Consider the following 19,420-nt stretch of genomic DNA (forward strand, 5'->3'; position numbering starts at 1 on the left):
CGCCCCTGCCGACGGGCGCGGCGCTCGCTCTGCTCGCGTGGCCACAATTCTCGACCGCCGGCCGTCCGTCGTTGACTCGTAGCGCCGGGCACCTAAGTCTCTCCATCCCTGAGGAGCCACGATGCCTACGACCTATAGCGACCTCATCTCCGACGTCCGCAAGTCCATCCGCGAGCTCTCGCTGACTGAGCTCAAGCGCCGCCTCGACGACAAGGTCCCGCTGGTGCTCCTGGATGTGCGTGAGAAGGAGGAGTACCGCGCCGGCTTCATCCCGGGCGCGATCTCGATCCCGCGAGGCTTTCTGGAGATCCAAGTCGAGCAGAAGCTGCCGGACAAGTCGGCCCACATCGTGGCCTATTGCGCCGGCGGCACGCGCTCGGCGCTCGCCGCGAAGACGCTCCAGGAGCTCGGCTACACCAACGTGGAGAGCGCCAACCCGGGCTTCTCCCGCTGGAAGGACATGGCCTACCCGGTCGAGATGCCGCCCAACCTCACAGACGCGCAGCGGGATCGGTACTCCCGGCACCTGCTCCTGCCCGAGGTCGGCGAGGCGGGGCAGGCCAAGCTGCTCGCCTCCAAGGTGCTCCTGCTGGGCGCCGGCGGCCTCGGCAGCCCGGCGGCCCTCTACCTGGCCGCCGCCGGCGTGGGGACGCTCGGCCTCGTCGACGCCGACGTCGTCGACAACTCGAACCTCCAGCGGCAGATCCTCCACGCGACCTCGCGCGTGGGCAAGCCCAAGGTCGACAGCGCCGAGATCGCGATCCGCGACCTGAACCCCGACGTGAAGGTCGTGAAGTTCCAGGAGCGCGTCGACAGCGGCAACGTCGACCGCATCTTCGACCAGTTCGACATCATCGTCGACGGGTGCGACAATTTCCCGACGCGCTACCTCGTGAACGACGCCTCGGTCTTCAAGAAGAAGCCGGTCGTGCACGGCTCGATCTTCCGCTTCGAGGGCCAGGTGACGACGTTCATGCCGGGCGTCGGCCCCTGCTACCGGTGCCTCTATCCCGAGCCGCCGCCCGCCCACCTCGCGCCGAGCTGCCAGGAGGCAGGCGTGCTCGGGATCCTGCCGGGGACCATCGGGATGATCCAGGCGACCGAGGCGGTCAAGCTGATCCTCGGCAAGGGGGCGCCCCTCATCGGCCGGCTCCTCACCTACGACTCGCTGCGCATGAAGTTCGGCGAGCTCAAGCTGCGCCGTGACAAGAACTGCCCCGTCTGCGGCGAGTCGCCGACCATCACGAGCTACATCGACTACGAAGGCTTCTGCACGCTCGGCTGAGCGGACACGCCACGCGCGGCGCGCTCGACGACGAGCGCCCGCGCGGCGGGGCGCGCACGACGGCGACCAGGACCACGTCCACGACGACGAGCGCCCGCGCCGCGCGGCCGGGCGCTCCGCTGTGTCATGAGGGGTACTGGAGCACCGTGGCCTTCTCGGGCCGCTCGATCGCCTCCACGCGGCTCGTCACGATCTGCCGCTCCATCCCGTCGTGATCCATCTGGGTGAAATAGATGGGGCTGCCGACGCGCGCGTTCTGCGGCTCCGGGATCACGACGCCGTTCGGGTTGATCCGAACCGCGCCCTGGAGCTTCAGGTGCAGCGCGAGGTGGGCTGGCCTGAACTTGCGCGCGGCCCGATCGCGGACCGCGACGCAGATGTCGTCGCGGACGTGATACTCCGTGTTGCGGGTGATGAAGACCCGGTGCTTGCGGCGGTCCGTGCCGGTGTAGTCCATGCTCGCTCCTTCGCGCCCTTCGGCGCGGCACGCATCGTGGCAAGGCGCGCCGCGCGTGGCCAAATTCGTCGCGGCCGCGCGGCCCCCGGCGTCCCGCACGAAATCAGGTGCCGCAGCAACTTTGTGCGAATCTCCGCGCGCTTTTGGGACGCAGCGCGCAGCGGTGCCACGATCGCGATCGCCATGTCGCGCAGCGAGCGTCTACCCGGTCCCGGTCTGGCGAAGGTCCAGCGTCCACCGCTCCTCCAGCGGAGGCACATCGAGCTCGTGAGCTGCTCGACGGGGCGCCTCCACGCGCTGTTCGACAGCGCCGACGTGCTGAGCGAGGGCAGCACCCGCGACGAGGGGGGCGCGCTCGTCTACTACGGGTCGACCAGCGTGCACGTCGCGCTGCCGCCGGACGCGCCGCTGGCGGCGCTGCTCGATCGGGCGCTCGCGCTCGACCCTCACCTCAGGCTGCGGGCGCTCCGCGTGGCGCACCGAGAAGCCGCCGCGCGCGCGGGGGGCCCGCTCGGGCCGATGCAGGCCGAGATCCGCTGCGGCTTCGCGCCGCGCGCCGCGGCGGTCTCGTTCGCGCTGACCGTGGACGTCACGGCGCGCGTGCTGATAACGACGGACAGGACGGCGCGCGCGTGATGGCGATGCAAGGACCTTCCCGACGAGACCGCGACCGCGGGCCGTGCCCCCTTGACGCGCGTGTCCACGTGGAGAACGGGAGCACTCCGGCGCGAGGCGGGGTACGCTCCCCACGACGCGCTCTGCCTCCGCCGATCGTCGGCGCGGAGCCGGTGACGCTGCGATGAGCAACAAGGACCGTTCCGCCTCCGGAAATTCCGACAAGGTGATCCACGTCGTGTTCGGCCCTGGTGGCGGGCGGGTGTCGCAGCCCCCGCCCGCGCCGCAGGCGGGCGCGACGGAGGCGCCGCTCCCTGCGCCGGGCGCCCGCGAGCCGGTCACCGACATGTTCACCGGCACCGAGGTCGCGCGTTTGCTCGGCATCTCGCCCGGGCGACTGCGCTCGCTCGATCGCGCCGGCATCGCGGCGCCGAGCGGCCGGCGGCGGGGGCGGCGCGCGTACACGTTCTCGGACCTGATCGCGCTGCGCGCCGCGCGCGACCTGATCGCCCGCAAGGTGCGCCTGCGCGACGTCGCGCGGGCGATCGACAACATCCGGACCGCGCTCCCCAAGGTGACGCGCCCCCTCGCCGAGCTCCGCGTCGCCTTCGACGGCAAGGCGGTCGTGGTCCGGGGCGCGTCGGGCGCGTTCGAGCCGCTCACGGGGCAGATGGTGCTCGACTTCGAGGTGAAGGAGCTGCGCGACGACGTCGTGCGGGTGCTCCGCCCGAAGGTGGGTCGGGAGCGCGCGCGCACGGCCTACGAGCTCTACATGCAGGCCAGCCAGCTCGATGAGGATCCGGCGACGATGGACGAGGCCGAGGCGCTCTACCGTCGCGCGCTCGAGATCGACCCGTGGCTGGCCATCGCCTACACGAACCTCGGCAACATCTGCTTCCGGCGCAACGCCGAGGAGCAGGCGGAGGCGCTCTACATGAAGGCGCTCGATCTCGACGCGGCCCAGCCGGAGGCGCAGTACAACCTCGGCTACGTGATGCTCGAGCGCGGCCAGGCGGCCGACGCCATCCGCTATTTCCAGGGCGCGATCGCGAGCGATCCGCGCTTCGCGGACGCCTATTACAACCTCGCGATGGCCTACGAGCAGATCGGCGATCCGACGAAGGCGCGACCGTGCTGGCGCAGGTACCTCGAGATCGAGCCGACCGGCACGTGGGCCGAGATCGCGCGCAGGCACCTCTGAGGCGGGCACCGCGGGCGTCGCCGACGCGCCCGCGACGTGGCAGGTCTTGGCGGTCGGAACCAGCGAGTGAGCGCGAGAGGTTGCTAGACCGCGCTCCCATTCAGGAGAGGTGAACGAGATGAGCGACGTGGGATCGGCCCGGCGGGCCAAGGACGAGCTCAAGGCCAAGATCAGCGGCGAGCCGTGGTGTGTCGGCATCGGGGTCGAGCGGGAGGACGGGGTCGGCTTCATCGTCCGCGTCAGCATCCGGTCCGGAGGAGCCGACGCAGCGCGCGCGGTCATCCCGGAGCGCATCGGCGGCGTGCTGATCAAGGTGATCGAGAACGACCCCTGAGTACGGCCGATCCGCGGTCTTCAAATATCGCCAGGCCGCGCAAACCGTGTAAGCTGCGCGCCTCGTGAACGAGCGCAATCTCTCCCGCCGACTTTCCACGAGCATCGTTGACGCGTTGAAGGCGCACGGGCACATCCTCGTGGCCAGGGGCGGCGCGACGGCGCTCGCGCGCGAGCTGGAGGACAAGATGGCTGCGGACATCGCGGCCATCACGCCTCGGCTCGAGCCATGGGTCCTCGTCGACGGAGAGCCCACGACCACGTTCGGCACCGACGAGATCGACGACCAGGTCGAGGAGCTCGTGGCGAGCCTCACGAGCACGTTGATGGAGTCCGAGCACGTCGAGGACATCTTCACCGAGGACAACGTGATCAAGCGGGATGTCTTCCGCGTGATGCGCGACGCGCTGCTGGGGCCGCGGCCCGAGCTCGGCCTCGAGGACGACGGCCCTGTGCACGTACGCCTGGACACGCTCGGGTACGTCGCCTCGACGGTCGGCAAGCGCGCGCCGGCGCAGGTGCTGCACGAGTCGCTGACGCGCGCGGCCCAGAGCGCCGGCGGCAAGCTGACGGGCTACGATCCCGAGCTCCGCGAGGCGATATTCTCGCTCGAGAGCAGCGACCCCGACGCGCGGCTCGAGATCGAGGAGGCGGTGGCCGACGAGCTCTCCGATCTCGTCGAGGCGAAGGTCGTGACGCTCCCGATGATGGAGCGCCGCTTCGAGCTGCAGCGCAAGATCGAGGCCGGGGCGCGCGGCGGTCTGCGCCAGCGGATCGACTCCATCGCCTCGAGGATGCTGCGCGAGGGCGGCTGTGCCGCGTCGTGGGAGCTCGCGGGCGATCGGGTCCTCAAGCTCAAGCTCACGCCGCTGTCCGAGCAGGATGCGCTCGAGGTCGACAGCCACATGACCGACTTCAAGCGTGAGATCGCGGTGGTGCTCGGCGACCCGCTCGACGAGCTCGACGTTGCCCGGAAGCCGGCCGCCGCCCCCCTGCACAACGACGCCCCGCCGTCACGACGCCGCGAGCCTGCTCCGGTGGCGGTAGCGGTGGCGGACGAAGACCTCGACGAGGAGGACGAGGGCGAGGACCTCGACGAGGGGGACGAAGACCTCGACGAAGAGCAGGACGAGGACCTCGACGAGGGCGAGGACCTCGACGAGGAGGACGAGGACCTCGATGAGGAGGAGGACGAGGACTTCGACGAAGAGGAGGACGAGGACCTCGAGGAGGCGCCCTCCAAGAAGGCCGCTCCGCGTGAGAAGCCCCGCAAGCCGGCCGAGCCGGCGACGGAGCAGCCCGCGGCGAGCAAGCCCAGGGCCGTGGCGGTCCGAGGCGCGAAGAAGGAGCCGGCGAAGAAGCCGGCGGCCGCGACCAAGAAGGCGAGCGCGCCGGCGGAGAAGGCGGTGACCGGGAAGGCCGCGGCGCCGGCCTCCGTGAAGAAGGCGGCGAAGGCCCCCGCCAAGAAGGCGGCGAAGGCGCCCGCCAAGAAGGCGGCGAAGGCGCCCGCCAAGAAGGCGGCGGCGAAGAAGCGCTGATCGCGCTCAGCGGGCGCGGTTGCGGTAGACCAGGATCACCGGGACGCCATCGGGTCCGGCGATGTGATCCGGGCTCGTGGTCCCGAACGCGACCCACGCCTGGTACGCCTGCCCCAGCATGTGCTTCTCGTGGTGGTAGAGGGCGAAGTCCGCGCCCGCGACCGCCCCCACGCCCCGGATGTCCTCTCGCAGGCGCCCGTCGCGCAGCAACATCTCCCACGCCGGGCCGGCGGTGTCGTGGATGTACACCGTCCCTCGGGGTGGGACGTGCTCGTTGAGGTACGCGACGACCGCGCCCGTGGTGTACCCCCAGAACGTGCGGTTCAGCCCGAGGTTCGCCGCGCCGGGCGCGCCGCCGACCAGCGGCGTGTAGCTCGAGAGCGCCCACGGGTGCGCGTGCAGCGTCTCGGCGATGGGCGCCGCGACCACCGCCGCCCCGAGCAGCGCCGGGACCAGCGGGCCGCGTGGGAGCGCGGCCGCGCGCGCGGTGTTCGCGCCGGCCCGCGCGCGGGATCCGCGCGCGCGCCGGGAAAGCAGCAGCGCGCGTAGACGGGCGCGCGCGCGCCGCACGGCGCCGGAGAACGCGGCGCCGGCGAACAGGGCGATGAACGGGTAGGCCGTCATCCAGTGCTTCGTGCCGCCGAAGATCGGCGTGCTCGGGGAGAGCCAGGCGCCGTACACCGCGGCGATGGCGAGGAACCAGAGGAGCGCCGTGCCGCCAGGGTCGTCCGCGGGCGGACGGAGCCGCGCGGCGAGCGCCCGCTCCGCGGCGACCGCGAGCCGCCCGCCTCCCGGGGCGAGCCGCGCCGCCGCGCACGCGAGCGGATAGAGGAGGCGCTCGCGCGCTGCCGCGCAGAGCCCGGCGACGAAGAGGACCAGCGTCACGACGGGGACCGTCGCCGCCGTCATCACGGGCGCGTAGGCCCTCGGCATCGGAGGCGTCCAGTAGTTCCGGCCGAGGAACTCCATGTTGTAGTACTCGTGGTTCAGGTGAAACGACGCGTACTCGCGGAGGCGCGGGAGCGTGTCGCGCCAGATCCACGGCCAGAGCGCGTAGAAGACGAGAGGGCCGATCGTCGCCATCGCGGCGAGCGCGGCCAGAGGTCGCCGGGCGCCTCCGGGCCGCGCAGGCGACGCCGCGGCGGCGGCCGCGGGCGCCGCCCTCGCCGCGATCGCGCGCGCGACGATCCGGTCCCTGAGCTCGAGGCCGACGGCGTGCGAGACGCAGACGATCGGCAAGAACCAGGAGTTGTGCTTCGTGTCGAGCGCGAGGCCGAAGGCGACCCCGGTGAGCACGGGCCACAGCGCCCCGCCGTCCCGCAGCGAGCGCCAGTAGGCGTAGGCGCACAGCGCCCAGACGGTCACGATCGGCGCGTCGAAGCACGCGAGGTGCGCCTGGTAGAAGTACCGCGGCAGCATCGCGAAGAGCGCGGCCGCGGACGCGCCGGCGAGCCGATCGCGCGCCTGCGTGCCCCAGAGGTACACGAGCGCCACCCCCACGCCCGACAGGACCATCGCGGGGAACCTGTAGCTCGTGCCCTCCATGGCGAAGAGCCCGAGCCGCTTGTGCAGGACGAGGTTGGAGAGCGCGAAGAGCGACTTGATGAGGCCGGGGTGCTCGTGGTTCACCGACCAGGCGGCGTCGACGCTCCGCGGATCGAGCGCCGCGCGCGGCGCCTCGAGGAGCGCCTGGAACCACGCGCCGTAGCGGTCCGCGGCGAAGAAATAGAAGCCCTCGTCGCGCGCGTAGCCGAGATCGCCCGCGGTCGCGAGCAGCAGGGCGACGTACGCCGCCGCGAACGCGAGCGCGATCAGGCCGTCGGCGGGCGCGAGGGGCGCCGATCGCTTCATCGGGTGTCCGCCTCGAAGCAGTAGTGGCGGTGCGTATAGTCGGCGGATCTCACGGCGAACTCCACCTCGGCCTCGGCCGCGCCCGCGTGGGCGGCGAGCGGGAACTCGAACGCCGCCCACCCGTCGCCGTCGGCGTGCGTCGCCTCGCCCACGGTCTCGCCGTTCACGCGCACGGACAGCGTGACCGGCGCGCCCCGCCGCTCCCGCTCGATGATCCAGTACATGCCGGCGTGCCCTCGGATCACCGAGCCGAGCGGGACGCCGCGGAAGCGCGTGACGATCTCGCCGTCCCTCGGCGGGTGGGACCAGATGCATCGGCGAGGGCGGAACTCTTCGTCCGCGATCACCGTGACGCCCACGTTGAAGAACGGGCCGCCTGGGCACTCGAAGCGCTCGGCGGGGAACGTCGGGTTCCCGCCGAGCCCGCCGGCGGCGATCCGCGCGCGCGGGTTCCAGCGGCACGCGGCCGGAGGATCCGTGACGCGCACGTCGGCCGACGCCGGCGCGACGTTGTCGACGAAGTCGTAGACGACGCGCGCGGGCGACGGGTTCACGAGGCGCCGGAGCACGAAGGGGCCGCGCTCCTGCCGCGCCTCCTCGCGGAAGCCCGCGAGCTCCTCGGCGCGCTGGCCGAGGACGCTGATCTCGACCGCGGCCGCGTAGCGGCTCTCGTCGGGCCGGGCGGCGTCGCGCAAAGGCATCAGCTCGTCCCCGAGCGCGCGGCGCGCGGCCGGATCGGCCCATCCAGGCGCGACGACCACGAGGTCCCCCGGCTGCTTCATCGCCGCGAGGGGCGCCCCCACCTCGCGCCAGGCGTCGAAATCCGGAGCGCTTTCGCTGAAGTACACGTGCGCCACGAGCTCTCCGAGGCCGAGCGCCGGCAGGCCGAGGAGGGCGAGCAGGCCGAGGGCGCGGCGCCGGCCGCGCGCGCTCGCCGCTTCGCCCGCGGGCGAGGCCGTCTCATGGAGCTGCGCCGAGGTCACGCCGTCCTCCGGGCGAGCCGATCGGCGCGTGCCGCCGGCAAGAGCAGCGCGGAGACGGCGATCACCGGCTCGGGCCTGTAGCACGACGGTGCGAGCGCGGCGCGGCGGATGAGATCCATCACGTCGGTAGCCCTACATGGTGGAAATCATGGAGGAAACGCGACGGATGGCTCCTGCCCCGCGGCCGGTTTTCTGGCGGTGTGGAGCTTCAACGTCCGTGGCGCCGGTCTTATGTTGCTTGCCCCACAAAACCATGTCGTACCGTTCCCGCCAACCCGTCGAGGTCGGCCATGTCGACCTCCCCCGAACGCGCGCAGCCCGTGGATCGGATTCCCGGGCCCCGACGCCGGTGGATGCCCAGACGCGGCTGCGCACGGTGCTCACCCATGCGCCGCTCGCGCTCTTCTCCTTCGACGAGCGCGGGATCATCACCCTCTTCGAGGGGCGCGGGCTCGAGGCCCTGGGGCTGAAGCCTGGCGAGCGCGTGGGCCGCTCCGTGTTCCACGTGTTCGCCGCCTACCCGTGCGTCACCGAGAACGCGCGCCATGCCCTCGAGGGACGAGCGGTGACGACCGTCGGGCAGATGCCGGAAGGCTGGTTGGAGGCTCGCTACATCCCGCTGCGGGACCCGGCCGGCAAGGTCACTGGCGCCCTCGCCACGTGCATCGATATCACCGCACGACAGCGGGCGCTGGATGCGCTCGACCAGCAACAAGCGGTGCTGAAATACGTCATTGCCAATGTCCCGCACGCGATCTTCTGGAAAGATCGCCAGGGCCGGTTTCTCGGAGGGAACCAGAACTTCCTCAACGACACCCACACAAGGGTCCTGGAGAACCTGGTGGGCAAGACCGATTTCGACGTCTGGGGCATGGGGGAGGACGCGGCCGCTTTCGTGAAGATCGACCGCGAGGTCATGGAGCGGGGCGTCCCGATGCTCGACATCGAGGAGCCCCTGCTCCGCCCGGACGGCCAGCGGCGGGTCCTGCTCACCAGCAAGGTGCCCATCCGCGACGAGAGCGGCGAGGTGACGGGGCTGCTCGGGATCTACGCCGACATCACCGAGCGCAAGCAGATGGAGCTCGACCTGCACAAGGCCAAGGAGGCCGCGGACACCGCTGCCCGCGCCAAGGGAGAGTTCCTCACGATGATGAGCCACGAGCTGCGGACGCCGCTGTCGCTGATCCTCGGGCCGCTCGAGTCGCTGCTGTCGAGCCCGGACGAGCCGCTGTCGCCCAAGGTGCGGACGCACCTGGAGCGCATTCAGCGCAGCGGGCGGCGGCTACACCGGCTTGTCGACGACGTGCTCGACTACCAGAAGATCGAGGCCGGCAAGATGCTGCTCGACTGGGAGGCGGTCGACGTGACGACGCTCGTCGCCGACCTGGTGGAAGAAGCTCGGCCAGCGGCGGAGCGGGGCCGCCTGCAGCTCGCGCTGGAGGTCGACCCCGCGCTGGATACGGTCCCCCTCGATCGGCGCAAATTCGAGAAGATCGCGCTCAACCTGCTGGGCAACGCGCTCAAGTTCACCCCGCCGGGGGGTCGGATCGCGGTCGGGTTGCGGCCGCGCGACGGCGTAGTCGAGCTCTGCGTCGAGGACACAGGTCCGGGCATCCCGTCGGACAAGATGCACCTCTTGTTCCAGAGATTTCAGCAGATCGACGCGTCGATGACGCGCAAGCACGAAGGGACCGGGATCGGGCTGTCGCTGGTCAAAGAGCTCACGGAGCTGATGGGCGGCACCCTCGGCGTGGAGAGCGAGCCCGGCGTTGGCTCTCGCTTCTTCGTGCGGCTGCCGCGCGCTGCGGCCCCTCGGATCGCGCCGCCCCTCCGCTCGCCGGTGCGGACGAGCGCGAATGGAACGCGCGCCGGCGCGGGCGATTTCGCCCAGTCCGAGCTGCGCGCCGCGGGCGCGAGCGGCGCCGGGGTGCGGCGGACCGAGCCCGCGCCGCGCCTGCTCGTGGTGGAAGACAACCCGGACATGCGGTCCTACATCGAGGACATCTTGCTGGCCGAGTACGAGATCGCGCTGTCGACCAACGGCCGCGAGGCGCTCGAAGCGGTCAAAGCGAGCCGGCCCGACGTCATCGTATCGGACGTGATGATGCCGGAAATGGACGGCTTCGAGCTGGTCCGGCAGCTCAAGCGGGAGCCCGACCTCCGCTCTATCCCGATCATTCTCCTGACGGCCAAGGCGAGCCGCGCCGAAACGGTGGGGGGGCTGGAGGTCGGCGCCGATGACTACCTGGTCAAGCCGTTCGATCCGCTGGAGCTCAAGGCGCGGGTCCGCGCGGCCGAGCGCCTGCACAGCGCCTACCAGGAGCTCGAGGCGAAGAACACCGAGCTCGCGACGGCCCTGAAGAGGCTCTCGGAGACGCAGGAAGAGCTCGTCCAGGCCGGCAAGATGGCGGCGATCGGGACCCTGGTCGCGGGGCTGTCGCACGAGCTGAACAACCCTGTCGCCATCATCCTGATGAACGCCCAGCTCGTCCTCAAGCGGCAGCGCGACGGCCACGGGATGCCCGATGAGCGCCTGCTGCTCAAGGTCCTGCGCACCATCGAGCAGCAGGCCCACCGCTGCTCCGACCTCACGCGAGCGCTGCTCGATTACTCGCGCGGCAAGACGATCGGCCGGGAGACGTGCGACATGTGCACCGCGCTCCGCCGCGCGTACGAGCTCTCCACGCCGCGGGCGCGCGGGCGCGCCGTCCACCTCAAGGTGAACAGCTCCACCGCGGCGCCGCTGCCCACCGTGCTCGTGAATCCGGCGCAGCTGGACTCCGCCTTGCTCAACGTGATCGGCAATGCGATCGACGCGACCCCGCGCGGCGGCACCGTCGAGGTCGAGGCTCACCCCCTCCGCTACAGGGACATCGAGGGCGTGCAGATCGAGGTGCACGACACCGGCTCTGGTATCCGCCCCGAACACCTGGACCGCCTCTTCGAGCCCTTCTTCACCACCAAGCCGCCGGGAAAGGGGACCGGCCTCGGGCTCTCGCTGACGCATCGGTTCATCCAGGAAAACGGCGGCGACATCCGCGTCGAGAGCGAGCTCGGCGCGGGGACGACGATCCGCATGTGGCTGCCCGCATCTCACGTGCAAGGCCGCGACGGGGACACGCCGTGAACAACCAGCTGAGCGAGCCCCCGGGCAACAGGCCGCGGGTCCTGGTGATCGACGATGAGCCAGACATCCGGGAGACGCTGGATACGTTCCTGTCCTTCGAAGGGTACGAGGTCGCCACCGCAGCGACCGGCGAAGCGGCGGTCGAGCAGGTCCAGGGCGAGCCGTTCGATCTGGTGATCACCGACCTGCGGATGCCAGGCATGGGCGGCGATGAGACCCTGGCCGCCCTGAAGCGGCTCCACCCGAACCTGCCGGTCATCGTGGTGACGGCGCACGCTTCCGACACGGCCGCCGCGCGCTGCATGAAGGAGGGAGCGCTCTGGATCGTCCGTAAGCCCGTCGATCTCGACGATCTGCTACGGCTGGTCAGGGCTGCGGTCCGCTGAGCACGCCGCAGGCACCGCGCGGCTCGGCATGGATGCCAGCGCGGAGCCCAGGGGGACGAGCCGCTACAGCTCGATCGCGTAGACGACGCTGCCGAGCGGCATGCGCTGCATGCGCTCCTCGATCACGCCGCGGAGCGCCTTCCAGGCGCCGGCCTTCTCGACGTACGTCTCGCGGAGGCGCAGCGCGCCGGCCTTGTCGCCGCGCGCCTTGATCCCGAGCACCGTCCTCGCGAGCGCCTCCGCCGCGGCGGGCATCTTGTCCGACTGGATCGAGAAGCACCCCTTGTCCGCGCCGTTCGCCGCGGTCTCGCCGCGGTAGAAGCCGATCGCTCCTGCGTCGAGCAGGCTGCCGAGCTGGATCGCGGCGAGGTGACCATAGGGCCGCGGCTCGCCGCCCGCTGTGTACATGCCCTGCCCCGCCTGCCCGAGCGCCCAGATCACGTCCCTCACCTCGGACATGCGGGCGAGCGCCGGGTCGAGGACGCCCTTCTGCGCGAGCCAGCCGGTGAAGAAGAGCGCGCCGGTCTGGGCCTTGAGCTCCTCGAGCATCACGGCGAGCGGCCCGCCGAAGAGCTCGTCGTCGGTCTTGCCCTGCACCTTGTAGCCCTGCGCCGGGCCCAGGTTGTGGGCCGCCTCGTGCAGCACCGTCCCGAGCGCGGCCACGGGGCGCTCGAGGGAGACGCTCTCCATCGTGGTCTTGCAGAGGAGCGACGCGGCGGCCTCCCGGAGCGCGGCGCGGCTGTCGTCGTCCTGCAGGAGGTTCACCATGACCACGGTGCGGCCGCGGCCTTCGGTCGCGACAGGCCCCCAGTTCGGCAGGCTCTGCCCTGACGTCCCGCCGGTCGCGGCGCGCGACTCGCCGGCGTTCAGGAGGACGTCGATGAAATCGGGCAGGTGGAAAGCGACCCTGCGCGCCCTGTACGGCGCGCCCGCGAGGCCCGCGAAGGCCGTCTCCATGTCGGACTTCACCGGATCGAGCTTCTTCTGCCAGGTCAGCGACTCCTGGTTGATCCGCGCGAAGCTCACGTGGAAGCCCGCCTTGCGGCTGCACGGCTCCCAGTAGGTCTCGTCCGGCCCCACGCGCAGGTACCACGCGGAGTTCTCGGCGTTCATCTTCGCCCAGGGCTCGTCCGCGGCCTCCCAGCGGTTGTCGAGGAACGCCTGCGACGCCGCGAGCAGGTAGGCCTTGAAGGCGGCCTCGCTCGGGCTCTGGATCGCCTCGGCCGCCGCCTTGAGCTCCCGGCTCACCGCCTCCATCTCGGGCTTGTAGGCCTCGCTGTAAGGCACGGCCTTGAGGGCGCCGCGCTCCTCGACCACCACGGTGAAGGGAGAGAGGAGCGCCTTCTGATCCGGGCGCGCCTCGAGCGCGGCGCAGAACTTCTTGTCCTGCTGGAGGCGCGCCGGATAGACGCCCGTGACGCGGGGCGGCCTGCTCGGCAGCGCGCTGCAGCTCGGATCGTCGCGCGTCCTGGGTTGCTGGCACCAGGGCCCCTGGTTGCGCCAGAACAACGCCCGGCTGGCGGGGTCGTCGGCCGGGATCTTGTCGGCCATGCCGCCGGAGCCGAGCTGCTTCGCGTGGATCTGCTCGATGAGCTCGGCCACCTTGAGCAGGTGGCCGACGATGGCGCGATCCTCGGCCGGCGCGCCGCGGAAGTCGGACCGGAGGAGCGAGGGGCGGCCGGCCGCGAGCTCCGCGAGGACGGCATCGCGGCGGCGCACCTCGGCCTCGTCGAGGCCAGCGCGCAGGTGGCCCTCGGCCTTGACCTTGGTCATCGCGGCATACGCCGACGTGAACGCCGGGGTGAAGGCCCCGGAGGCGACCCAGGTCGGCGCCGGGGTGTGGCGCCAGAGGGCGGAGACCTCGTCGGGGTCGACGGCGCCCGAGCCGTTGCGATCGGCGATCCAGAACAGCGGGAGATCGAGCTCCACGGCGATGCGGTTGAGCTCGAGCCGGGGGATCTGATCGAAGCGCGGGGCCTGGGGCGCGGCCTGGGTGGGCGTGGGCGCAGGCGGCGCGACCGGCGGCGGCTCGGCCGGCAGAGGCGGGTGCGGCGCCGAGCAGGCGGCGCCCGCGGCGAGGGCGGCGAGCCCTGCGAGGGCGGCGAGCGGGGCGCGGCGGGACGGCGGGATCGGAAGGGAGATCTTCATGGCTTGAGCTCCGAGGGGCCCTTGACCTGCGAGGCGCGTGGGACGGCCGGGAGGCCAGCGAGAGCGAGGCGGCGCGCCGCGAGAGCGCCCGGCGCCCTGGTCGCGCCGCGAGAACGCCTCCCCGCGCGATCGGCCGCCGGACTGCCAGACGCGCAGGAGCGTAGATCAATGGCGCCCGGAGAGGGGGTGTTTCTACGCGCGCATAGGAAGGAGCGTTGTCCGGCGGCGCGGGAGCGGCCTCATGAGGAGGGACGGACGCCCGCCGCCCTGGGCAGCCGCTGCCCGAAGACGCCTGCCAGGAGCTCCCCTGCCCCGTAGTAACAGAGATAGCCGGCCAGCACGAACTTGAGAGGCACCGCCGACACGGGCAAGAACAGCAGGACGAGGCCGGCGAGCGTCGAGCCAGCGCCCACGACGAAGAGCCACCTCGACTCGACCATTCCCTTGAGCACGATCGACGCCGCGACGCGCAGCGCGCCGGAGATGAACGCAGAGAACCCCACGAGGACCACGAACATCTCGACCACGTAACCGCGACGAAGCACGACGAGGCCCAGAAGGAGGCTCGCCACGCCGCGCACGCGGGAGAGGAGGCGTCGGATGGGCGGCTCCCGCAACGCACCGACGAGCGACAGGGCGCCATCGATGAGCGCGTAGGCTGCGAAGGCCAGGACGAGCAGGCGCCACCCCGCGGAGGAGCCCTGACCGACGGAGATCGTCAGCGCGCCGGCGCCCACGGAGAGCGCGAGGGCGCCTTGCGCGATGAGGATCCATCGGGAGCGCTCCGGGCGCGTCGGCTTCGGGAAGATCGTCCTCGCGGCGGAGAGGGCCGCGGCGACCGGGCTCTTCGTCGCCGAACGTGCGCGATCGGGCTTCGCATCCGGGAGCACGAGGGGCATCCCGCGCTCGGTGGCGCGACCGTCTTTCCACTCCAGATAGCGGACATGTCCGTCCGGAGAGATGCGGAGGAACGAGTTGAGAGGCCCGGCCCATGAACCGCTGTTGAAATACCAGTCACCGATGGAGCCTGCCTTGTGGGTGTGCCCGAGGACGGCCACGTCGTAGGCGCCCGTGTCGAGCTCCGCGCGGACCCCGACCACGTGCTCGCCGAGCCGGTCCGGGTTCTGCGCCGGCGTCAATGCCCCGGGGGGGGACGGGTCCCCCTCGGTTGCGCGCTGGCTCATCGTCGCCAGGGTGCGTTTCCAGATCGTCAGTATCGAGTCGCCGAACTTCTCGAGGACGTCCTCCACGCTCTCGCCGCCCTTGAGGAGAGGAGAGCCGTTCTCGTCCTCTGCGACGCCGGCCAGGATGGAGAACATGCGGCCGAAGCCAGGCTCGTCCCCGGCGTTGAACGGATCGGTCTCGTGCCCGTGGCAGAAGTGGAACCGCTTGCCGCCGAGCTCTCGGGTGAACGGCGCGCGCATGCACGCGAAGAAGGGGTGCTTGAGGAGGTCCGTCTCGATGAAGTGCACGAGATCGACGTCATGGTTGCCGGGCACGTAGACGAGCCTCAGCGCGGCGAGCTGGTCGAGGAGCGCCCGCCGCTTCACGAACAGGAGGCTGAGGTTCATCTGCCAGAGCTCGAAGAGGTCGCCGAGGATGAAGAGCTCGCCTCCTTCGCTGCCCACGTGGTCGAGGAATGCACGCAGCTGCGACGTCTTCCTGCCTGCCTCGAAGTTGTCGCGCGCGCCGCCGTCACCGATGTGCAGATCGCTGATGACGAAGATATCCCTGGCTGCGACATCCATTGCCTTGCTCCAGGGTCGAGCGATCCCGCCATGAGGCGGCCGCGTCCCCCACCCCGCGTGCGTCGCAAGCCGCGTGCCGCGACGGTTCGCAGGCGGGCGAGCGCCGGTCGAGCGGACGGCTCGGCCGGCAGCGGCTCGCCCGCCGGCTCGCCTCCGGCTCGGCGTGCGCGAGCGCCCCCGGACGGTCACTCGCAGAGGGCGGTATCGACGAGGTCGAGGACGTCCATGTACGCCTGCTCGGCGCCCTCTTCGCCGAACACGAAGTACGGGAGAACGGTGATCGCCACGGTGACGACGCGGCCGTCCTCGGTGACGCCGCCGCGGGTGTGGTAGCCGGGGATGTCGCCGCCGTGGCCCCAGACGAGGCCGCCGCAGCTCAGCGGGGTGCTGACCACGCCGAGCCCGTACCGGGCGCCGGGCCACATGGCGGGGGCGTCGACCGTGGTGCGGAGCGCCTCGAGCTGCGCCGGCTCGAGGAGCTCGCCGCCGAAGAGGGCGGTGTAGAAGCGGTTGAGGTCGCTCGGGGTCGCGATCACCTGGCCGGCGGCCCATCCCCATCCCGGGTCGAGCTCGGTGATGTCTTGCAGCGGCTCGCCGGGCACGTCCGTGTGGTAGCCCTTGGGATGGCACCCGCGGATGCCCTGCTCGCCGACGCCGGGGAGGTAGGTGTTGCGCAGCCCGATTCGCTCGATGATCCGGCGCGTGATCTCCTCGTTCAGAGGGCGGCCGGTGACCTTCTCGATGATCATGCCGGCAAGGACGTAGTTGGTGTTGCTGTACGCCCATTCGCTGCCGGGCGTCTTCCCCGGCTGCGCCAGCCCCATGTCGAGCAGCGCGTGGGGATCGAGGTAGGTGTGCTGGAGCTTGAAGACGCCCTCGGCCAGGAGCACATCGTCGTAGTCGGGCAGCCCGCTCGTGTGCTGCAGCAGCTGCCGCACGGTGATCTCGCGGCCGTCGATGCCGTCGCCACGCACGAGGCCCGGCAGGTAGGTCTCGATCGGCGCGTCGAGATCGACATCGCCCTCGCCGACGAGCTGGAGGACGACCACCGCTGTGAAGGTCTTGCTGCTGCTGCCGATGCGCACTTGCCCGTCGACAGGCACCTTCGCCTCGGTCTCGAGGTCGCCGACACCGGCGGTGTAGTGACGGGTCTGCCCGTCGCCATCACCGACGGCGACCAGGACGGCGGGGAACTTGAGGTCGCCCACAAGACGATCGGCGCCTTGCTGCACCGGGTCGTCGGGATCGGTGTTGGCGCCGTTCGCGGGATCGCCGGTGCACTCGTCCGACGGGTCGCCCCCGCCGCCGCCGCCGGCGTCCTCGCCGCCGCTGCCGGCGTCTTGACCGCCGCTGCCGGCGTCCTGGCCGCCGCTGCCGGCGTCCTGACCGCCGCTGCCGGCGTCTCCGCCCACGCCGGCACCGCCGCCCGTGTTCTCCGGCGTCCCACCGGCGTCGGAGCAGCCCGCGAGCAGGGCCGAGGACCCGAGCAGCGCCGATACGAGGACCATCGAGAAGACGTTTCGCAAGCTCATCGCTGCTGCGCTGGCAGCCCGGGTTCTCGGAGAAGTGAAATGACGGTGCAGAGATCTCATGATCGGCTCCTGGTCGCGTGCGGGCGCCCTCGGTTCACCGCCGCGAGCTGGCGGCTTGCGCCGCCGGGCATCGCCGCGTTCATCGGAGAGCGCCGCTCTTTTTCGTAACGCTGTTCCCGGACTCGTGAGGTTCGTTCATGCCTCCTACGAGTCTGTCGTAAGAACTCATCCTCTGGATCGTGCCGACGCGGCGATCGTGACCACCGGCGCGGGGGCGCGCCCGGGGCTCACTCGCACAGCGCGGCATCGGCGAGCGCGAGGACGTTGGCGTACGCGGCGTAGGCCTCCTCGCGGGTGTGGACGCTCGGCACGGCCGAGGGGAGCGCCGTGACGGCGACGGTGATGGCGCGGCCGTCCTCGGTGACGCCGCCGCTGGTCTCGTAGCCGAAGATGTCGCCGCCGTGGCCCCAGAGGACGCCGCCGCAGCGCAGCGGGCTGCTGCTCAGGCCGAGCCCGTACCGGTAGCCGGGCCACATGCTGGAAGCGTCGACGGTCGCGCGCATCTCCTCGAGCTGCGCCGGGTCGAGGAGCTCGCCGCCGAGCAAGGCGGAGAAGAAGCGGTTCACGTCGCCCGGCGTGGAGACGATGTTTCCGGCGGCGCCCGCCTGGGACGGGTCGAGCTCCGTGACGTCGCGCAGCGGCTCACCGAGCGCCGCGTGATAGCCCTTTGGGTGGCACCCCCGGATGCCCTGCTCGCCGACGTCGGGGATATACGTGTTGCGCAGCCCGATGCGCTCGATGACCCGGCGCGAGATCTCCTCGGCCAGAGGGCGGCCGGTGACCTTCTCGACGATCAAGCCGGCGACGATGTAGTTGGTGTTGCTGTACGCCCATTCGGCGCCAGGGGCCTTCCCCGGCTGCGTCAGCGCCAGGTCGAGCAGGGCGCGGGGCTGGAAGTAGGTGTGCAGGACCTCGAAGACGTCGTCGCCCAGGGCCAGCCCGACGTAGTCGGGCAGGCCGCTCGTGTGCTGCAGCAGCTGCCGCACCGTGATCTCGCGGCCGTCGATGCCGTCGCCGCGGAGGAGATCCGGCAGGTACGTCTCGATCGGCGCGTCGAGGTCGACCTTGCCCTCGCCGACGAGCTGCAGGACGACCACCGCGGTGAAGGGCTTGCTGTTGCTGCCGATGCGCACCTGCCCGTCGACAGGCACGCTCGCACCGGTCTCCAGGTCGCCGACACCGGCGGTGTAGTGACGGGTCTGCCCGTCGCGGTCACCGACGGCGACCAGGACGGCAGGGAACTTGTCGTCGCGCACCAGGCGGTCCGCGCCCTGCTGCACGACGTCGTCGGGATCGGTGTTGGCGTGGAGGGTGGGATCGCCGGTGCACTCACCTGACGGGTTTCCTCCGCCTTCGCCTCCGCCGGTGCCGGCGTCTTCGCCGCCACCGCCGCTCTCGTCTCCACCTGCACCGCTCTCGGCGCCACTGCCGCCCGCGCCGCTCGCGGCGTCCGGCGTCGCCGGCGCCCCGCTGCCGTCGGAGCAGCCCGCGAGCAGGGCTGAAGACCCGAGCAGCGTCGAGACGAGCACCGTCGAGAGCACGCTTCGCAGGCGCATGGATGCTGCGCGGGCGATCGACGTTGTCGGGGAAGCGAAGCGAGGGTGTGGAAAGTTCATGATCGGCTCCTGGTCGTGTGCCGGCTCCCTCGAATCACCGTCGCGAGCCGGCGGTTCACGCCCCCGGGCGTCGCCACGTTGCTCGAAGAGCGCCGCTCGATTTCGGAGCTCTGTTCCCGGACTCGTGAGGTTCGTTCACGTCCGGAGACGAAATTTCTCTTCAGGACGCCGCCGATGGCGGGTGATGGACGTTCGAACGCCCTCTGCGCCATTGCGGATCACCACGGCAGGCTCCCCATCGACCTCGCCGCAGCGCAAGGACTTCGGCCGCGCGGCGCGGTAGGCTGCGCGCCGCTTACGGCGACGACGCGACGGCGGGTTGCGCGACGGCGCCGTGGTTGCCGTCCTCGCCGCCGCCCGCTTCTGCCTCGACCTCTTCGCTCACGTCGTCGACGGCGGTGCTCGACGCGCGCGACAGGAGCTTCGGGGTCACCTCCTCGAACGCGTCGCCGTGGAAGTAGTACCCGATCTTCCGGAGGTCTGCGTAGCGACGGACCAGGAAGGTCCAGAGCCGGTCACGCATCGTCTCGGCCTCGCCGC

General features: G+C 71.3%; 16 protein-coding genes. 7 read left to right on the forward strand and 9 right to left on the reverse strand.

Annotated features, from left to right (window positions below; translation table 11 throughout):
- The first annotated feature begins 121 nt into the window (after positions 1-121).
- Entirely contained in the window at positions 122-1,285 is a 1,164-nt protein-coding gene (gene moeB, locus WMF46_RS21100) for a molybdopterin-synthase adenylyltransferase MoeB (protein ID WP_437987229.1), read from the forward strand.
- Between the two features lie 124 nt (positions 1,286-1,409).
- Here the strand turns inward: moeB and WMF46_RS21105 are convergent, their stop codons facing one another.
- Positions 1,410-1,742 carry a hypothetical protein gene (locus tag WMF46_RS21105; RefSeq protein ID WP_437747315.1) on the reverse strand — a complete coding sequence of 111 codons (333 nt, stop codon included), beginning with the start codon at positions 1,740-1,742 and terminating at the stop codon, positions 1,410-1,412.
- 183 nt (positions 1,743-1,925) lie between these two features.
- Here WMF46_RS21105 and WMF46_RS21110 point away from each other — a divergent pair, with 183 nt between their 5' ends.
- The 4 genes from WMF46_RS21110 to WMF46_RS21125 all read left to right on the forward strand — a co-directional run bounded on the left by WMF46_RS21110 (position 1,926) and on the right by WMF46_RS21125 (position 5,429).
- Positions 1,926-2,378 (forward strand): hypothetical protein, encoded by a 453-nt coding sequence (locus WMF46_RS21110; RefSeq protein ID WP_437987230.1) that lies wholly within the window; start codon positions 1,926-1,928, stop codon positions 2,376-2,378.
- 163 nt (positions 2,379-2,541) lie between these two features.
- Entirely contained in the window at positions 2,542-3,558 is a 1,017-nt protein-coding gene (locus WMF46_RS21115; RefSeq protein ID WP_437554358.1) for a tetratricopeptide repeat protein, read from the forward strand.
- Positions 3,559-3,676: 118 nt separating this feature from the next.
- Positions 3,677-3,892: a hypothetical protein gene (locus WMF46_RS21120; protein WP_272099673.1), complete on the forward strand. Its 216-nt coding sequence runs from the start codon at positions 3,677-3,679 to the stop codon at positions 3,890-3,892.
- A gap of 64 nt (positions 3,893-3,956) precedes the next feature.
- Complete coding sequence (locus WMF46_RS21125; protein WP_437987231.1) at positions 3,957-5,429, forward strand: hypothetical protein; 1,473 nt, start codon at positions 3,957-3,959, stop codon at positions 5,427-5,429.
- A 6-nt stretch (positions 5,430-5,435) separates the two neighbouring features.
- Here WMF46_RS21125 and WMF46_RS21130 read toward each other — a convergent pair whose 3' ends face one another.
- The 3 genes from WMF46_RS21130 to WMF46_RS21140 are packed head-to-tail and all read right to left on the reverse strand — an operon-like array spanning position 5,436 to position 8,385.
- Positions 5,436-7,280: an ArnT family glycosyltransferase gene (locus WMF46_RS21130; protein WP_437987232.1), complete on the reverse strand. Its 1,845-nt coding sequence runs from the start codon at positions 7,278-7,280 to the stop codon at positions 5,436-5,438.
- Positions 7,277-8,263 (reverse strand): hypothetical protein, encoded by a 987-nt coding sequence (locus WMF46_RS21135; protein ID WP_437873216.1) that lies wholly within the window; start codon positions 8,261-8,263, stop codon positions 7,277-7,279. Before WMF46_RS21135 ends, WMF46_RS21130 begins: the two co-directional genes overlap by 4 nt.
- A complete protein-coding gene (locus tag WMF46_RS21140) occupies positions 8,260-8,385 on the reverse strand; it encodes a hypothetical protein (protein ID WP_437747321.1) in 126 nt (41 codons plus the stop codon). The genes WMF46_RS21135 and WMF46_RS21140 overlap by 4 nt, the downstream gene beginning before the upstream one ends.
- A gap of 14 nt (positions 8,386-8,399) precedes the next feature.
- On the opposite strand from WMF46_RS21140, the gene WMF46_RS21145 reads away from it, so the two are divergent.
- Entirely contained in the window at positions 8,400-11,390 is a 2,991-nt protein-coding gene (locus WMF46_RS21145) for an ATP-binding protein (RefSeq protein ID WP_437987233.1), read from the forward strand.
- A complete protein-coding gene (locus WMF46_RS21150; protein WP_437987234.1) occupies positions 11,387-11,776 on the forward strand; it encodes a response regulator in 390 nt (129 codons plus the stop codon). The genes WMF46_RS21145 and WMF46_RS21150 overlap by 4 nt, the downstream gene beginning before the upstream one ends.
- 63 nt (positions 11,777-11,839) lie before the next feature.
- Here WMF46_RS21150 and WMF46_RS21155 read toward each other — a convergent pair whose 3' ends face one another.
- From WMF46_RS21155 to WMF46_RS21175, 5 genes are all read right to left on the reverse strand, one after another.
- Positions 11,840-13,924 (reverse strand): hypothetical protein, encoded by a 2,085-nt coding sequence (locus WMF46_RS21155; RefSeq protein ID WP_437987235.1) that lies wholly within the window; start codon positions 13,922-13,924, stop codon positions 11,840-11,842.
- A gap of 239 nt (positions 13,925-14,163) precedes the next feature.
- On the reverse strand, positions 14,164-15,672 hold the full coding sequence (locus tag WMF46_RS21160) for a metallophosphoesterase (protein WP_437987236.1): 1,509 nt from the start codon (positions 15,670-15,672) through the stop codon (positions 14,164-14,166).
- Positions 15,673-15,857: 185 nt separating this feature from the next.
- Positions 15,858-17,204: a serine hydrolase domain-containing protein gene (locus WMF46_RS21165; protein WP_437987237.1), complete on the reverse strand. Its 1,347-nt coding sequence runs from the start codon at positions 17,202-17,204 to the stop codon at positions 15,858-15,860.
- Between the two features lie 287 nt (positions 17,205-17,491).
- On the reverse strand, positions 17,492-18,880 hold the full coding sequence (locus WMF46_RS21170) for a serine hydrolase domain-containing protein (RefSeq protein WP_437987238.1): 1,389 nt from the start codon (positions 18,878-18,880) through the stop codon (positions 17,492-17,494).
- 295 nt (positions 18,881-19,175) lie between these two features.
- Positions 19,176-19,403, reverse strand: a complete 228-nt coding sequence (locus WMF46_RS21175) for a hypothetical protein (protein WP_437987239.1) — start codon at positions 19,401-19,403, stop codon at positions 19,176-19,178.
- Between the last annotated feature and the right edge of the window lie 17 nt (positions 19,404-19,420).

This window comes from Sorangium sp. So ce117, from assembly GCF_051524395.1.
GTDB lineage: Bacteria > Myxococcota_A > Polyangia > Polyangiales > Polyangiaceae > Sorangium > Sorangium cellulosum_B.

Excerpts from the sequence above, each read along its gene's own strand:
- moeB (WP_437987229.1), top strand. The coding sequence starts at position 122 with ATGCCTACGACCTATAGCGACCTCATCTCCGACGTCCGCAAGTCCATC.
- WMF46_RS21105 (WP_437747315.1), bottom strand. The coding sequence starts at position 1,742 with ATGGACTACACCGGCACGGACCGCCGCAAGCACCGGGTCTTCATCACC.
- WMF46_RS21110 (WP_437987230.1), top strand. The coding sequence starts at position 1,926 with ATGTCGCGCAGCGAGCGTCTACCCGGTCCCGGTCTGGCGAAGGTCCAG.
- WMF46_RS21115 (WP_437554358.1), top strand. The coding sequence starts at position 2,542 with ATGAGCAACAAGGACCGTTCCGCCTCCGGAAATTCCGACAAGGTGATC.
- WMF46_RS21120 (WP_272099673.1), top strand. The coding sequence starts at position 3,677 with ATGAGCGACGTGGGATCGGCCCGGCGGGCCAAGGACGAGCTCAAGGCC.
- WMF46_RS21130 (WP_437987232.1), bottom strand. The coding sequence starts at position 7,280 with ATGAAGCGATCGGCGCCCCTCGCGCCCGCCGACGGCCTGATCGCGCTC.
- WMF46_RS21145 (WP_437987233.1), top strand. The coding sequence starts at position 8,400 with ATGGTGGAAATCATGGAGGAAACGCGACGGATGGCTCCTGCCCCGCGG.
- WMF46_RS21155 (WP_437987235.1), bottom strand. The coding sequence starts at position 13,924 with ATGAAGATCTCCCTTCCGATCCCGCCGTCCCGCCGCGCCCCGCTCGCC.
- WMF46_RS21160 (WP_437987236.1), bottom strand. The coding sequence starts at position 15,672 with ATGGATGTCGCAGCCAGGGATATCTTCGTCATCAGCGATCTGCACATC.
- WMF46_RS21165 (WP_437987237.1), bottom strand. The coding sequence starts at position 17,204 with ATGAGCTTGCGAAACGTCTTCTCGATGGTCCTCGTATCGGCGCTGCTC.
- WMF46_RS21170 (WP_437987238.1), bottom strand. The coding sequence starts at position 18,880 with ATGAACTTTCCACACCCTCGCTTCGCTTCCCCGACAACGTCGATCGCC.
- WMF46_RS21175 (WP_437987239.1), bottom strand. The coding sequence starts at position 19,403 with ATGCGTGACCGGCTCTGGACCTTCCTGGTCCGTCGCTACGCAGACCTC.